A 14,486-nucleotide genomic window follows, 5' to 3' on the forward strand; every position below is an offset into this window, starting at 1 on the left:
ATGGCTACAAGCAAGTCTCGGGGACTGGCCACAGCCTCGGCAACCCTGGTGACCCTGGTGGCGGTCGGCTCCCTCCTGGGCGGCTGCGGAAGCCAGGAGGCCAAGCCCATGGACGACGAGTTCGCCGGATCGGGCGCAGAGTCCAGCTCTGCACCAGAATCGGGAGCCGGCGCTGCGGGCGAGGGCACGCCCACGGCTGTTTCCCGTGATGGACTGCCGACCGCCCCGGCTGACACGGGCAACTATCACGATGGTACTTACGCCCTGACGGGCAAGTACGGGCATGACGGGGCTGACAGCATCGATGTGGATCTGGACCTGTCGGGAGGCCAGGTGACCCGGGTCCAGGTCCAGGGGCATTCGGATTCGCCCGTCTCGCGCGGCCACATGGAACGCTTTGCCCGGGCTGTGCCCGGAGTGGTCCAGGGACGCCCGCTCAAGGAGCTCAAGGTGGACAAGGTGGCCGGGGCCAGCTGGACTTCGGATGCCTTTAACAAGGCTCTGGACCTGGCCCGGCTGGAAGCTTCGGCGGACAGGTCGTCCTGAGGACCGGGCTGTAAGGGTTGCGTAAACAAAAAGGGGCGAGGATTTGACTCCCCGCCCCTTTTCAGGCTTTATGGTTTTAACGGTCGCGTAGTTATCGGTCCCACCAGGGCCGCAGCGGATAGGTGTCCGTGCCGGTCTCTGGATCAGGTTTGATGCACTGGAACTGGTGTATCTGAATGTTGTCGAGTTCGAAGTTGAGCCGCGCGCCGGCCATGTACAGGCCCCAGAGCCGCGCCTTGGGCTCGCCCACCATGGGCTTGGCCTGGTCCCAATGCTCCTGGAGGTTCTCGGTCCAGTGCTTGAGGGTCAGCGCATAGTGCTGACGAAGGTTCTCCTGGGTGATGACCTCGAAGCCGGTATCCTGGATGGCCAGTTCGATCTCGGCCGGGCTGGCCAGCTCGCCGTCGGGGAAGATGTAGCGGTCGATGAAGCCGCCGGCCCGCTTGTGGTCATGGGAGTTGGTGCGGGTGATCTGGTGGTTGAGCAGGATGCCGCCCGGACGCAGCTTGTCCATCATCTCCTTGAAGTAGGAGGGGTACTGCTTGTAGCCGACATGCTCCATCATGCCGATGGAGCAGATTCCATCGAAGCCGGACTCAGGCACGTCGCGGTAGTCCATCAGCCTGACCTCGGCCAGATCCTGCAGGCCCTCCTGGCGGATCCAGTTCTGGGCCCACTCGACCTGCTCCTCAGCCAGAGTCACGCCGATGACGTGGATGCCGCGGCGGGCGGCCGCGATCTCCATGGAACCCCAGCCGCAGCCCACGTCCAGCAGACGGTCGCCCTTGTTCAGGTGCATCTTGTCCAGGACCATGTTGAGCTTGTGCCACTGAGCGTCCTCCAGACTGTCGTCCTCCTTCTCGAAGACGGCGCAGGTGTAGGTCATGGAGGACCCCAGGAAGAGCCGGTAGAAGTCGTTGGACTGGTCGTAGTGGTAGCTGACGGTGGCCGCGTCGCCCCGACGTGTGTGGGGGCGGATGCCCTCGGTCAGTCGCTTGGCCAGGGAAGGTCCTTCGATGGCCGGCGGCTCGGGTACGCGCACTCCGTGCGAGAAGACGGCTCCAGCCGCCCGCGCCAGCTCCATCTTGCTGGGGTGCTTGACGAAGTGCTTGAGGCCCATCAGCTCCTTGAGGACCTGATAGGGGTTGCCCGGCAGCAACTCGGGAGAATCCAGATCGCCCTGCAGGTAGGCGCGGGCCAGACCCAGGTCGTTGGGATTTTCCGTGATGTAGTACATGGCACGGGAATTCTTGACTTCCAGATGCAGCGGCGCTTGGTCCTGCCCGAAGACCGACCCATCGAAGGCGGTCACCTGCACAGGCGCGTCAGGGGTGAGGAAGAGCCCGATCATCTCGGCTACAGTCATCTTGCTTTTGGCCATGAAGCCCCCTTGTGTGACCCGGACATGACCGAACATGGCGGGTCTGGTAGTTAGTGGATACAAGTACTGTCTTCACCCTACCCCTGACACTGGTCCCCGTTGGGTCCATGTTTGGTGAATTATTCCGCATGGGAAACCTTGCCTGGGTACAGACTCTTTGGTAAGGCTAAACATGGAGGCGATCAGGCAATGACCAGCAGCGGATCAGCGTCGGTCGGGGCAGATGAGGCCTGGACCCAGGACACTCTTGCCAGATTGGGGCATTCGCGCTTCCGGGCCGGCTTCTCTCTGTCGGCCAAGGATCGCGCCTACGCCCGTGCCAAGGGTAGGGATACCATCGACCGCCACGCCCATGAGATGCTGGCCAAGCGTGTGGGGCCTGCCCACCCTTTGAAGGATGGCAAGCAGACCCCCTACCGCGGGCATCCGGTCTTCACGGCCCAGCATGCCACAGCCACCTGTTGCCGGGGGTGCATCGAGCGCTGGCATCATATACCGCGAGGCCGGGCTCTGACCGATGCGGAGGTTGATGCCCTGGCCAGGCTGGTCATGGCCTGGATCGAGCGGGATTTGGTGAATCATCCGGCATCTGCCCCGGAATTGCTTTAGACCTGATTTTGGTTGCCTGATCCGGTCCGATAAATATTTGGTGACCTGCCCACTAATGTCGTGTTTCTGGTGTTTCCAAGGAAATATTTTCGTATCACACTTACGGCGGTGTGAAATCATGAATTGCAGGCCCATTTATCCAAGGGGCGGGTGTCTTCAATCGGGGCAGTCGTGTTACGAATCATGATCTGGGTGTCCAAGGTTATGTATGGGTTCTTTGGTGGGGTTTTCTTCAGAAATTCCAATGCGAGCGAACCAGCCTTGGCGCCCAGATCAAAAGGATCCTGACGAATTGTTGTCAGCCCGATTTTATCTGCGTAAGTGCTGTCATCGAAACCAACCAGGGAAAGGTTACCTGGGACGGTGAGCCTAAAACGATTGAGTTTGAAAAGTAACGGGATAGCGACCGAATCATCCTGGCAGCAGAGAGCAGTAGGGCGGCTTTCCATGCTTTGAAGCTGAGAAATAAAGGAGCTGAATACGTCTTGTCCGGGCTGCAGCTTTATTAATTCGGTTTTCACTGGTTCCGGCCACTGTCTGCAAGCTTCCAGGAAACCTTGCAAACGGTTCAAGGAACTGAAGTGCAGGGACGATTTTGGCGAGATGTGCATATACGCGATGTTCCGGTGACCAAGTGTAAGTAAATGATTGACCGCCAGCTGGATACCCTTTGCGTCATCGATTTTCACTGAACCGTCCAGGTCATGGTTCGATTCCACGTTGATGCCGATAATCGGTACATTGATACTACTCAAGCGGCTGGTTTCCTTGGAAGTGATGTCGAAAGAGGACACGAAAACCAGATCAACGTTTCTCCTGATAGGCAGTTCGGCAAAGAAATGCTCTTGTTCTTCGGAGTCGCCGATGGGATAGATGGAGGTGTCGTAGCCAGCCGGATGGAGGATGGAATCCAGCCCTTCGCGTACCAAGGAGCCGAACCAATCCAAGCGTTCGTTGCCAACCAGCAGTGCGGCGCGGAATGTCCGGCCGGTTTTAAGGCTTGCTGCCGTGTGCGTAACGGTAAAATTCATGGCCTCAGCGGCCTTCATTACCTTCGCCCGTGTTTTCGCTGACACCTTTTCTGGACTGGTGAAAGATCTCGATACTGTCGAAATCGACACCCCTGCTTCGCGAGCAACGTCGTAAACGCTGGCTTTGGACACTTGCCACCTCAATGCGGAGAAAATGCAACCAACTCTGTAAGTATAACAATCGCTCACTTTATCCTCGCTTGCAGATGGATTAGATCGACACGCCGCATATTGGGATGTAGCGAGCGGTAATTGACTCAGGAAGAATAGCTAAATAATGCTAAGGGTCGCATTACTTGATAATTTGTTATGAATGATTGAATATAGAGCCCGATTCTTTGATATACAATAGGTCTCGCAAGTGAGTATCTTACAAGGAGGTAGGAAAAACAATGCGAGTAAAACGCGTATTGGCTACATTTGTTGCGACCGTTAGCATAATTGCTTTGTCGGCGTGTGGTGCCGGGGGCGGTCAGGGCGAAGGCCAGACTGACACCAAGGCCGATAAGGGATTGAAAACTCTTGGGGTGAATGTCAAGTACAACCCCAACCACCTTGTGAATAAAGGCAAGCCCATTCAGCTTGAATACTGGTCTTGGGTCGACAAGGAACAGGACCCCATCAGTGCTATGACCCGTGATTATCAGAAGATTCACCCCAATGTCACTTTCAAAATTGTGAATGTTGCTTGGGCTGACTATTGGACGAAGGTTCCGCTAGCTTTGAAAGGCAAGAATGGACCTGCTTTATTTGCTATCCATAATTCACAAGATGCCCTCCTGAAGCCTTATATGGCCCCGATTGATATACCCGCAGACCAGCTCAAAGCCGATTACACCGGGGTCTCCGCCCACCTTGAGAAGGGCAAGGCCTACTACATCGATACGGTCATCAACACGGGGAACATCTATTACAACAAGAAGCTGTGGAAGGAGGCCAATTTGACGGATTCCGACATTCCGAAGACTTGGGACCAGTTGGTTACAGTCGCCCAGAAACTTACCAAATGGGATGGCTCCAAGATGGTGCAATCCGGCTTTAACCTCAACGGAGACGAAGCAAGCGCGGGCTACCCTGGTCTCTGGCAGGGGCTCAATTATCAAAAAGGCGAGCTCATGTTTGATTCCTCAGGAACGAAACCCAACTATAAAAATGAAACGACCAAAGAGAACATGCAGTTCATCAAGGACCTGTATGACAAATATAAGGTGGCTTCAACGGCGTTCGGCGTGGATATGGGGCAGAGTTTCGGCAATGGACAGACGGCCATGGTCTACCAGTGGGGAGGTTTTGCTGGCACGCTGAAGCTGAAGTATCCGGATATCGATTACGGCGTCTTCGCAACCCCGACCTTCTCTGAGCAGACGCCTTTTGCCTACGATCGTTACAACGGAGAATCGACCCCTGGCGTCAACAAGAACCAATCCAAAGAACAGCAGGAGGCGGCACAGGACTTCCTCAAATACATCCTCGCCAATGACAAGTTCATCAAGGACGATGCAAAGGCCTTCAATTCGTTCCCGGCTAAGAAGTCCCTGCAGAACGATTCAGAGATTCTGTCCATGCCGATCATGGCCGCTATCAAGCCTAGAATCGACCGGTTGATTTGGCCCGGACCGACGCCTTCAACTATGGAATCAAGCGCCAAAAAGTCTTTCCAGGACGTTTTCCAGAACCATAAATCGATTGATAGCGCCCTGGACTCGACCCAGGCTCTGATGGAGAAAGACATCAAAGGCACCGGATTCAAATCACTTGAGCCTGCCTATGCCTTCTATAAGGAGGCAAGGCGATAGACCATGGATGGACGTCGGAAGGCACAGCTATGAAGGCAGTGACGAAAACAGGTCACACAGGCAGCAAGACCATCCAGACTGGTAAGGGCCTCGGTCGTGTATTCACGATGAGGAACGTATCTCTTGCGGCCCTGGTCATATATTTCAGCGTGTTCATGATCTACCCGATATTCAAGGCATTCGCAGGTAGCATGCATGATTGGAATCCCCTGATAGGGACCTATAAATGGGTCGGTTTTGATAATTTCCGTCTGGTGCTTTCCGACGGTCTGTTTTGGAAGTCCATAGGGAACACGGCTGTCTTTTGCCTGGTATCGGTTGTGTTCCGTATTGTTCTCGGTTTGGGCTTGGCGCTCTTGCTCAGTTCGAAGTTGGTCAAGGCCAAGGATACGCTGCGTGGTCTCTTCTATATGCCGACCATCACCCCTATGGTTGCGGTGGCCTTTGTATGGGTTTGGATGTTTGACCCGCAGTTCGGCATGATCGACCGGGTTCTTGGGCTGGATATCAACTGGCTCAAGGATCCCAACTGGGCCTTGCCGGCCGTGATCATCATGACAATATGGAAGGATTTCGGGTACGCGGTCGTGCTCTATCTGGGGGCATTGATGAGTTTGCCGAGAAGTGTTTACGAAGCTGCCGCTATTGATGGAGCCAATGCATGGCAGACTTTTTGGAAAATCACGCTTCCGCTGCTGAAGCCAATGACTCTCTTCATCGTCATCACTTCCCTGATCAGTTATCTTCAGGCTTACGTGCAGATCATGATCATGACTGGCGGTGGACCCGGAACGCAAACATACACAATCAGCTATCTCATCTTCGATGAGGCCTTCCAGAAATACAAGTTCGGCACAGCTTCGGCCATGAGTGTTCTTCTCTTCCTTATGACAGGAATACTCACGATTCTGATGTTCAAGGCCTCAGGTGATATGGATATGGAGGAATCATGAGAGCAAGGAAAATGTGGTCCTGGATCCTGACTGGGATGCTTTTCATCCTTGCTCTGATCACAATCATCCCCTTTGTCTGGATGTTCATTTCGTCATTTGCGCCCAACAGCGAGATCGTGAAAGTGTCAGGCGGTATCTTCCCCAAACCCACAACTCTGAGCAATTACCGGGGCATACAGGAGAAGTTCGATTTTCTCCGTCTTTTTCTGAACTCCTTGTTCGTGTCATCGTTCAAGACGGTCGTGATCATCTACACAAGCGCAGCCTTGGGATATGTGTTTTCGAAGATGAGGTTCAGAGGGCGCAATTTGATATTCGGTATTGTGCTTAGCACCATGATGGTACCGTGGGCAGTCACCATTATTCCTCAATACGAGATGATGACCAAGTTTGGTTGGCTGGATACCTACAAGGCTCTGCTGGCTCCGGGCCTCGTCAACGCTTTCGGAGTCTTTCTTTTCCGCCAGTCGATTGGAGGAATACCGGATGAGATCGTGGAAGCGGCCAAATTGGATGGTGCCGGGGACGCAGTAATCTTCCACCGCATCATCCTGCCCATGAGCAGGAACTCCATATCCGCCTTGGCTATATTTACCTTCCTGTGGAATTGGGAGGATTACCTCTGGCCATTCTTGATGATCACCGATGAGAAGAAACAGCTGCTCTCCGTAGGTCTGAAGATGTTCAGTGGGCGATATGGGACCGATTACGGTGGCTTGTTTGCTGCAACCTCTATCGCCATTATTCCGGTGCTTGTGGTGTATGTGGTTTTCCAGAAGCAGTTTATAGCTGGAGTGGCCAGCGGTAGCGGCAAGTAGACAATGTTCAAGAAGATCTTCTAAATGGAGCAGGTTTCCGGTTCTTTACATGGAAGCTCTTTTGATGCGGGTCTGGATATAAGAAAACAGAGGAAGGAATTATTCTATGCGGGGAATAGATGACTCATATCGAGGCTTTTCTGCTTTTAATAACAAGCTTAAGCCAACCATGAATACCAGGTGGACCATCTGTGGGGATTGCTGGAGGATAGGGATTCTGAGCGATTCCCTGATCAGGCTGGAATGGTCTGCGAAAGGGGACTTCGAAGACCAGGCCACTCAAACTGTAATCAACAGAAACTTCACCGATCCAGACCAAATCCATGCGCGTGTAATAAAAGGAGATGAACAGCTTGTCATTGATACGCCAGCACTAAGGCTGGAATATGATTACAACTCCTTTGCCAAGGAGGGGCTCAGTGCCATGGTGAAAGGGGTTTCCAATCAGTTCAACACTTGGCATTTCGGTGATGATTCCCTGCATAACCTGCGTGGGACAGCGAGAACTCTTGACGAGGCTGATGGATCAATCGAATTGGGAGACGGTGTCATTTCCCGCGATGGGTGGGCCATTCTGGACGATTCATCTTCGAACCTTATTGTTCGTACTGACCAGGCTGGGGGGGAGAAAGATCCGTATGGTCATTGGATCATCCCCAGGGAAAGCAAGGAGATAGATATCTATCTGTTTGCCTATGGCCATCGTTATCGGGAGGCCCTAGCGGATTTTTACCAGTTAACCGGACCTGTTCCGCTTCTTCCACGGTGGGCTCTTGGAAACTGGTGGAGCCGTTTCCACCCCTATACTTCAGCGGAGTATCTAGGTCTTATGGATCGTTTCCGAGCATCTCGGTTGCCATTCACCGTCGCCGTCATGGACATGGATTGGCATTTGACGGATTCAGTTGATCCCAAGTACGGGTCCGGATGGACTGGATATACCTGGAATCGACAGCTGATTCCGGACCCTGAGAGTTTCCTCCATTCTCTTCATAAGCGGGATTTGCATGTTTCTCTCAATGTTCATCCTAGAGATGGGATTAGAGCATTCGAGAAGCCATATGCTGATATGGCACGGACATTGGGGGTGGACGCAGACAAGGGAGATCCGATTATGTTCGATCTCACGAATATCCGCTTCCTCAAGGCTTACCTGCAAATGCATCATCAGCTGGAGTCCCAGGGGGTAGATTTTTGGTGGCTGGACTGGCAGCAGGGGGGTGTGACTCGGGTGCCGGGGTTGGACCCCTTGTGGATGCTTAATCACTTCCATTACTTAGACAGTGCGCGTTCCGGTCATTGGCCCCTGATTCTTTCCAGGTATGCCGGCCCTGGGTCGCATCGGTACCCTATAGGATTCTCTGGCGACACCATTGTCACTTGGAATTCACTGAAGTTCCAGCCTTACTTCACTGCGACTGCCAGCAACATCGGTTTTGGCTGGTGGAGTCATGATATTGGCGGCCATATGAAAGGATGTCGGGATGACGAGCTGGAGGCCAGATGGTATCAGTTGGGTACCTTTAGTCCTATCAACCGTCTGCACTCATCAGCTTCGCCGTTCGAAGGGAAGGAGCCCTGGGAATATCCTCAGCCCTACCGAGGCGCTATGGAGAATGCCTTGCGCTTACGACAGGCGCTGATACCCTATCTCTATACAATGAACTGGCGGGCGGCATATGAAGGGCTCCCCTTGGTCCAGCCTCTTTACTGGGAAGATCCAGAATGCGAAGATGCTTATGCGTTTCCGGGCGAATATTGGTTTGGCAGCCAGATTCTGGTTTCTCCGATCTTGCAGCCTGTTGATGCCATTACCAGAATGGGGGAGAGCCTAACCTGGCTGCCTTCTGGGGACTGGTTTGATTGCATGGACGGTCGTCATTACCAAGCTGGTGATCCGCAAGGTCGCAGGTTGAGCCTGTGGCGGACAATCGACAGGGTACCGGTCTTGGCAAAAGCCGGAGGAATTATTCCTTTAGGGCCTGCCTATGAAGCCCCGGGTGGAGAGAGCGTTTCCTCTCCTGACAGCTATTCTGTTGGACGTTGCAAACCTAGGGCGGAAACTAGGAAGGAACTATCGGTCGGTTGCCATCCTCTGTCTGGCAACCCCGAACAGATGGTCCTGATGGTTTTCCCTGGTGCAGACGGTTGCTTCACCTTGATCGAGGATGCTGGACGTTTCCCTGTTTCTCCCGATCTTGACAAGGCTGAACGGGAGGCGGGTGCTGCAAGGACCGCCATCCGCCTTAATTGGTCTTCCGGCGGCGTAGTCACGATAGATGCTGTTAATGGATGCGTTGAAGCCTTGCCATCTTACAGGCATTGGAAAGTAGCTTTGCGCGGTTGGGCACCTACGGATTGCAAGGTGCGGATTGACAGGAGTGTGAGGAAAGTCCCAACGACATATGACGAATCAACACTGACAGTCTGGCTTGATCTAGGTAGGGTGCCAGTAGGCTCCAAAGTTGAAATATTGCCTGAGCGGGCTGAGTTGGCAAGCAACCCCGCGATGCATGACGCCGGTGCGGTCTTAAAGAGAGCGCAGATCTCTTTTGAAGTTAAAGATCAGCTCGCGGATATGGTGTCCAGGCAAGGAGTGGATGCGCTTGCGGGTTTGGATACCCTGCAAGCTGGATTCCCTGGCGGCGAACAGGGGGTGCCTTCGGCAGTGCCACGGTCGGTTCAATCGGCCTTGACTGAGATACTGTTGCGTTCTTAAGCTAATTGAGGCTAATAGATTGTCGGCTCTGGGTCTGTCTCCGGAGCCGACAATCCATTTTGTATCAAAGTAGAGAAGCTTTCGCGCCCTTTTATTTTGTTCCTCTAGTTGATTTGTTGCTGCCCAGTTTTTTCATCATTTCGGCAGCCAGCTTTTTCGGTGTCTTGCGCACGCCACTCTCTTCGGCATCCTTGATGATGGTCTTTACGTCCAGGTCGGGATTGCGGTCCTGGGTGGCCACCAGGTCGCGTGCCTCCTGCCGGTTGAGCACGGTGGGCAGGGTGCCGGGCATGGGGCGCCGGGCGGTCTCCGCCAGGAAGAGCACGGTAATCAGACCGCAGGTGGAGGTGAACATGATCCAGTAGGCGGGTGCTAGGGACTTGCCGGTCGCTGTTACCAACCCTTCCATGATGACAGGTGCGGTGCCGCCGAAGACGGCCACAGCCAGGTTGTATGACAGTCCCATGCCGCCGTAACGGGAAGCGGTGGGGAAGAGGGCCGGCAGGGTGGATGCCAGGTTGGCCACGAAGAAGATGACCGGGATGGCCAGCAGGACCAGTCCGCCGAAGACGGCGCCCGTGGTCTCGTGCTCCAGCAGTCGGAAGGCCGGCAGGGACAGGCATAGTCCGGTGAATGCTCCCATGAACAGCACCTTCTTGCGTCCGAAGCGGTCGGAAAGGGCTCCGGTGATGGGGATGCAGCAGGCCACCATAAGCAGGACCGGCAGGGAGAGCAGGTTGGCCTGGGCCGTGTTGTAGTGCAGGGTGCCTGACAGGTAGGTGGGCATGTAGGCGGTCAGCGTGTAGCTCAGGGTGTTGGCCGCGGCGACCAGGATGAAGGCCATGAGCAGCTCCCGCCAGTAGCCGCGGATCAGGTCCAGCAGGCTCTTGTGTTGGCTCTTGGTCTTTTCGGCGCTGGCATCCTGGGCCTGGCGGAAGGCAGGGGTGTCCTGGACCTTGGCCCGGAAGTAGACCGCGATGGCAGCCAGCGGCAGGGCGATGATGAAGGGGATACGCCAGCCCCAGGCCAGCATGGCTTCCGGGGAGATGGAGAACTCCAGCAAGGAGACCAAGGCTGCTCCGAAGGCGTAGCCGAGGTAGGATCCCACATCCAGCAGGGAGGCGAAGAAGCCGCGATGCCGGTCCGGGGAGTATTCAGTGACCATGGTCGAAGCGCCTGCGTACTCACCGCCTGTGGAGAAGCCCTGGATCAGCTTGAGCAGGATAAGCAGGATGGGCGCCAGCGGGCCGACGGCCGCATAGCCGGGCAGAAGGCCGATCAGCAGGGTGGCTGCGGACATGCTCAGCAGGGTGAAGGCCAGAATGCGTTGGCGGCCGATCTTGTCGCCCAGCTGGCCCAGGACCACTCCACCCAGGGGGCGGGCGACGAAGGTGACGGCGAAGACGCCCAAGGAGAAGAGCCGCTGTACGGCATCGGATGCGTCGGACAGGAAGACGCGGCCGATGGTCACCGCCAGGTAGCCGTAGACCCCCACGTCGTACCATTCCATGAAGTTGCCGACCACGGTGCCGGCGATGGCTCGCTTGAGGGTGGACCTGTCCACCACGTTGATGTCGGTCAGATGCAGGCGCTCGCTCCAACCGCGATGCGGTCTGGGATTCTGCTTGCGGGCCTTGCGTTTTTCCGCGGCCTGCTGCTTCTTCAGCTGCTTGGCTGTCTGTCGATCACGCTGTTTCTGCTCGTGTTGGCCGCTAGCTGCAGCCGAAATTTTATCGTCCTCTGCCATTATTCCTTCTCCGGCCACTAGGCCGTTGTTCGTCTTTTCCGCCTTTGTGATTTCCCTGTCTGCCTCTTCCTTTAGCGGTTTTCACAAAAATGCCATAAATATACAGCTTAGCACGCCTCATGATGAGGGCTGTGGCGGGCCCTTATCTGGCCCTCCACAGCCCTCTTGGTCGGATTTAATTAGGCCTTGAGGAATCCGGGATCTCGGTAGTCGGGATCAGGATACTGGTAGAAGCCCTGACCGGTCTCTTCGCCCAGCTTGCCTTGCTCGATCATGGCATTGAGCTTGTCCAGGAGGGGCTTGGCTTGAGGATTGTCACCCTGACGCTGGCTGAGGATGTTGTAGGCGGTCCGAAGGCCGACCATGTCGTAGAAACCGAAGGGTCCCTTGGGCGCACCAGTGGCGATCATCCAGGTTTTGTCGATAGTCTGTGGATCGGCCACATCGTGCGCCCATAGCATGCCGGCAGCGCCCATGAGCGGCATCAGCAACGTGTTGAGCACATAGCCGGGCTGTTCCTTGTGCAGCTGGATGGGGACCATACCAATCTCCCGGGCAAAGGAAACGATTTGGTTGTAGATGTCTGGGTCGGTTTGATCGGTTCCCATGATTTCAGCGGTATTCATCAGCCAGATCTGGTTGGCGAAGTGCAAGTTCAGGAATTTGTCTGGCCTGCCTGTGTCGGATGCGAAAGTGCTGGGCACGTAGGTGGAGGAGTTACTGGCGAAGATGGTGTTCTCGGGCGCCAGCTTGGCCAGGCTCTGATAGAAGTCGTGCTTGATGGAGGGCTTCTCGGGGATTGCCTCGATGACCAGATTCGCGTTCTTGACTGCCTCGCTCAGGTCGGTGGTGAAGCTCATTCGGCCTAATCCGGCATCGAACTGTTCGTCTGTTGCTTTTATGTCGCGCTTATAGGCGGTGCGAAGCGCCTTGACTCGCTCTCTGGCCGCTGCTACGGCATCGTCTCCGATGTCGTAGACCGTGACATTTTTGCCCTTGAATGCACATTGATAGGCGATCTGACTGCCCAAAACACCGCCACCGGCGACGGTGACCTGTTCAATATTTGTCATGAATGACCTCTTTCATTGTGTCGGCATCCTTCCTTGGATGCCTGATTCAATGGTAGTAAAGAGGCGCAGCCGGCGATTTGCAAAGGTTGACGAGCAGCTTGACGTTTAGATCCGCTTGAAAGTTAACAATGAAAATGGACCCGCCTATTGCGGGGAGGCGATTTGCGTTGTGGTCCCCCGCAACGGACGGGTCCTGTCTGGTGGAAACGGTTCTCTCAGGCCTTCAGGAAGTCAGGATCAGCAAAGGCGGGGTTGGGATAGGTGTAGAACCCTTCTCCCGAATCCTTGCCGGTCTTGCCCTCGTCCATCATCTTCTGGATCTTCTCCAGGAAGGGCTTGAAGTCAGGGTTGTCTCCCCGCTGCTCCTTGGTGATGTTGTAAGCGGTCCGCAGTCCCACAACGTCAAAGATGGCAAAGGGTCCCATGGGTGCGCCTGTCGCGATCATCCAGGTCTTGTCCACGGTCTCCGGATCCGCGATGCCCTGACCCCAAAGATAGGAGGCGGCTTCGAGCAGGGGGATGAGGAGGGTGTTCAGGACGTATCCAGGCTGCTCCTTCTTCAGGACGATGGGAACCATGCCGATCTCCCTGGCATAGTCCACGATTTCATCGAAGACCTTAGGGTCGGTCTGATCGGTACCCATGATCTCAGCCGTGTTGTACAGCCAAACCTGGTTGGCGAAGTGCATGTTCAGGAACTTGTCCGGCCGGCCCGTGTCAGCTGCGAAGGTGCTGGGCACGTAGGTGGAGGAGTTGCTGGTGAAGATGGTGTCCTTGGGAGCCAACTTGGCCAGATTCTGATAAAGGTCATGCTTGATCGAGGGCTTCTCCGGGACAGCTTCGATGACCAAGTCAGCGTTCTTGACGGCTTCGGCCATGTCGGCGGTAAAGGACATGTTGTTTAGTCCGGCGTCGAATTGCTCATCAGTAGCATTGATGTCGTGCTTGTAGGAATCGCGCAGGTTCTTGACGCGCTCCTCGGCGGCCGCCACAGCCTGGTCGTTGATATCGTAGATTGTTACCTTCTTACCCTTGAAGGCTGATTGATAGGCGATCTGGCTGCCAAGCACCCCACCGCCGGCAACCGTGACATTATGAATGTTCGTCATAGAAACCTCTTTTCGTCGCAATGCATCCATCTTTGGATACTTATTCCATACTACAGGCAGTGCCTGGGATTATTCTGGGTGTTCCATGATTGTTGGAAGCCTGAAATAACGCCCGAAATCACGGTTTATTCAGCCGTTCAATTGAGCGTGTGAAACACTGAGAATTTTGTCGCTTTGCTCACATGAGTGGTAAGCAGCAGTCGTCGTTGGGGCGGGGTTGCGAGCTGCTCTATTACGCGATTGGCCATCTCCATTCCTCGGTATACACGAGAGGGAAGAGTCGCCGGACTCTGAGAGGACAATCAGAGAATCTGGCAGAACTCGATGGTCTCCTGATTGGGTCCGATGACGTTGAAATAGCGGATTCCGTGCTGCCAGAAAGTGGGAATGGACTGGATGGAGTCCTCTCTGATGTTCAACCCCATCTCCAGGGCGTGCTCATAAGCGGCATCGATGTCTGGCGTGTCCAACGCCCAGTGGTTGATGGCTCCGGTGCGCATGGGCGCAGGTTCGCCCTCCCAGGTCTCGATGGTCAGATGCCCCAGACGCAGGAAGGCGCAGCGGTTCTCTCTGTTGGGGTAGATGCCGACCAGTTCGAACCCGAGTTTGTTGGTGTAGAAGTCGATGGTCTCGTCCAGGTCACGGGCGATCATGCCCGAGTGCTGCAGATCCTTGGCATAGTCCGACATTGGTCTCATGATGGC

The 14,486-nt window shown here is 55.1% G+C and carries 12 protein-coding genes; 6 read left to right on the forward strand and 6 right to left on the reverse strand.

Translation table 11 applies throughout. From position 1 onward, the window contains the following. Positions 1-546: an FMN-binding protein gene (locus tag AACP62_RS00340; RefSeq protein ID WP_339345594.1), complete on the forward strand. Its 546-nt coding sequence runs from the start codon at positions 1-3 to the stop codon at positions 544-546. 91 nt (positions 547-637) lie between these two features. On the opposite strand, the gene AACP62_RS00345 is transcribed toward AACP62_RS00340, so the two are convergent. Further along, positions 638-1,927 (reverse strand): class I SAM-dependent methyltransferase, encoded by a 1,290-nt coding sequence (locus tag AACP62_RS00345; RefSeq protein WP_339345596.1) that lies wholly within the window; start codon positions 1,925-1,927, stop codon positions 638-640. 189 nt (positions 1,928-2,116) lie between these two features. On the opposite strand from AACP62_RS00345, the gene AACP62_RS00350 reads away from it, so the two are divergent. Beyond that, complete coding sequence (locus AACP62_RS00350; RefSeq protein WP_339345598.1) at positions 2,117-2,536, forward strand: DUF4186 domain-containing protein; 420 nt, start codon at positions 2,117-2,119, stop codon at positions 2,534-2,536. Between the two features lie 116 nt (positions 2,537-2,652). On the opposite strand, the gene AACP62_RS00355 is transcribed toward AACP62_RS00350, so the two are convergent. Next, positions 2,653-3,699 (reverse strand): LacI family DNA-binding transcriptional regulator, encoded by a 1,047-nt coding sequence (locus AACP62_RS00355; protein WP_154312965.1) that lies wholly within the window; start codon positions 3,697-3,699, stop codon positions 2,653-2,655. Positions 3,700-3,959: 260 nt separating this feature from the next. On the opposite strand from AACP62_RS00355, the gene AACP62_RS00360 reads away from it, so the two are divergent. The 4 genes from AACP62_RS00360 to AACP62_RS00375 all read left to right on the forward strand — a co-directional run bounded on the left by AACP62_RS00360 (position 3,960) and on the right by AACP62_RS00375 (position 9,853). Beyond that, positions 3,960-5,363: an extracellular solute-binding protein gene (locus tag AACP62_RS00360; RefSeq protein WP_339345601.1), complete on the forward strand. Its 1,404-nt coding sequence runs from the start codon at positions 3,960-3,962 to the stop codon at positions 5,361-5,363. Positions 5,364-5,392: 29 nt separating this feature from the next. Continuing rightward, positions 5,393-6,316, forward strand: a complete 924-nt coding sequence (locus tag AACP62_RS00365; RefSeq protein ID WP_045935921.1) for a carbohydrate ABC transporter permease — start codon at positions 5,393-5,395, stop codon at positions 6,314-6,316. Continuing rightward, positions 6,313-7,134: a carbohydrate ABC transporter permease gene (locus tag AACP62_RS00370; RefSeq protein ID WP_045935920.1), complete on the forward strand. Its 822-nt coding sequence runs from the start codon at positions 6,313-6,315 to the stop codon at positions 7,132-7,134. Before AACP62_RS00365 ends, AACP62_RS00370 begins: the two co-directional genes overlap by 4 nt. Positions 7,135-7,240: 106 nt before the next feature. After that, positions 7,241-9,853, forward strand: coding sequence for a glycoside hydrolase family 31 protein (locus AACP62_RS00375; RefSeq protein WP_339345606.1), 2,613 nt, complete (start codon positions 7,241-7,243; stop codon positions 9,851-9,853). A gap of 91 nt (positions 9,854-9,944) precedes the next feature. Here AACP62_RS00375 and AACP62_RS00380 read toward each other — a convergent pair whose 3' ends face one another. The 4 genes from AACP62_RS00380 to AACP62_RS00395 all read right to left on the reverse strand — a co-directional run bounded on the left by AACP62_RS00380 (position 9,945) and on the right by AACP62_RS00395 (position 14,480). Beyond that, positions 9,945-11,600, reverse strand: a complete 1,656-nt coding sequence (locus AACP62_RS00380; protein ID WP_198205828.1) for an MFS transporter — start codon at positions 11,598-11,600, stop codon at positions 9,945-9,947. A gap of 179 nt (positions 11,601-11,779) precedes the next feature. After that, positions 11,780-12,673 (reverse strand): 3-hydroxyacyl-CoA dehydrogenase, encoded by an 894-nt coding sequence (locus AACP62_RS00385; protein WP_154312961.1) that lies wholly within the window; start codon positions 12,671-12,673, stop codon positions 11,780-11,782. Positions 12,674-12,888: 215 nt separating this feature from the next. Further along, positions 12,889-13,782 carry a 3-hydroxyacyl-CoA dehydrogenase gene (locus AACP62_RS00390; protein WP_198205827.1) on the reverse strand — a complete coding sequence of 298 codons (894 nt, stop codon included), beginning with the start codon at positions 13,780-13,782 and terminating at the stop codon, positions 12,889-12,891. A gap of 302 nt (positions 13,783-14,084) precedes the next feature. Further along, the gene (locus AACP62_RS00395; protein ID WP_425332891.1) at positions 14,085-14,480 is read right to left on the reverse strand and encodes a VOC family protein; all 396 of its coding nucleotides are present in this window, start codon (positions 14,478-14,480) and stop codon (positions 14,085-14,087) included. Between the last annotated feature and the right edge of the window lie 6 nt (positions 14,481-14,486).

This window comes from Bifidobacterium apis (genome assembly GCF_036986835.1).
Classification (GTDB): domain Bacteria; phylum Actinomycetota; class Actinomycetes; order Actinomycetales; family Bifidobacteriaceae; genus Bombiscardovia; species Bombiscardovia apis_A.

What these genes read in the sequence shown, in the direction of transcription:
- AACP62_RS00375 (WP_339345606.1), top strand. Translation starts at nt 7,241, where the DNA reads ATGCGGGGAATAGATGACTCATATCGAGGCTTTTCTGCTTTTAATAAC.
- AACP62_RS00390 (WP_198205827.1), bottom strand. Translation starts at nt 13,782, where the DNA reads ATGACGAACATTCATAATGTCACGGTTGCCGGCGGTGGGGTGCTTGGC.
- AACP62_RS00350 (WP_339345598.1), top strand. Translation starts at nt 2,117, where the DNA reads ATGACCAGCAGCGGATCAGCGTCGGTCGGGGCAGATGAGGCCTGGACC.
- AACP62_RS00395 (WP_425332891.1), bottom strand. Translation starts at nt 14,480, where the DNA reads ATGAGACCAATGTCGGACTATGCCAAGGATCTGCAGCACTCGGGCATG.
- AACP62_RS00370 (WP_045935920.1), top strand. Translation starts at nt 6,313, where the DNA reads ATGAGAGCAAGGAAAATGTGGTCCTGGATCCTGACTGGGATGCTTTTC.
- AACP62_RS00360 (WP_339345601.1), top strand. Translation starts at nt 3,960, where the DNA reads ATGCGAGTAAAACGCGTATTGGCTACATTTGTTGCGACCGTTAGCATA.
- AACP62_RS00365 (WP_045935921.1), top strand. Translation starts at nt 5,393, where the DNA reads ATGAAGGCAGTGACGAAAACAGGTCACACAGGCAGCAAGACCATCCAG.
- AACP62_RS00340 (WP_339345594.1), top strand. Translation starts at nt 1, where the DNA reads ATGGCTACAAGCAAGTCTCGGGGACTGGCCACAGCCTCGGCAACCCTG.
- AACP62_RS00345 (WP_339345596.1), bottom strand. Translation starts at nt 1,927, where the DNA reads ATGGCCAAAAGCAAGATGACTGTAGCCGAGATGATCGGGCTCTTCCTC.
- AACP62_RS00380 (WP_198205828.1), bottom strand. Translation starts at nt 11,600, where the DNA reads ATGGCAGAGGACGATAAAATTTCGGCTGCAGCTAGCGGCCAACACGAG.
- AACP62_RS00385 (WP_154312961.1), bottom strand. Translation starts at nt 12,673, where the DNA reads ATGACAAATATTGAACAGGTCACCGTCGCCGGTGGCGGTGTTTTGGGC.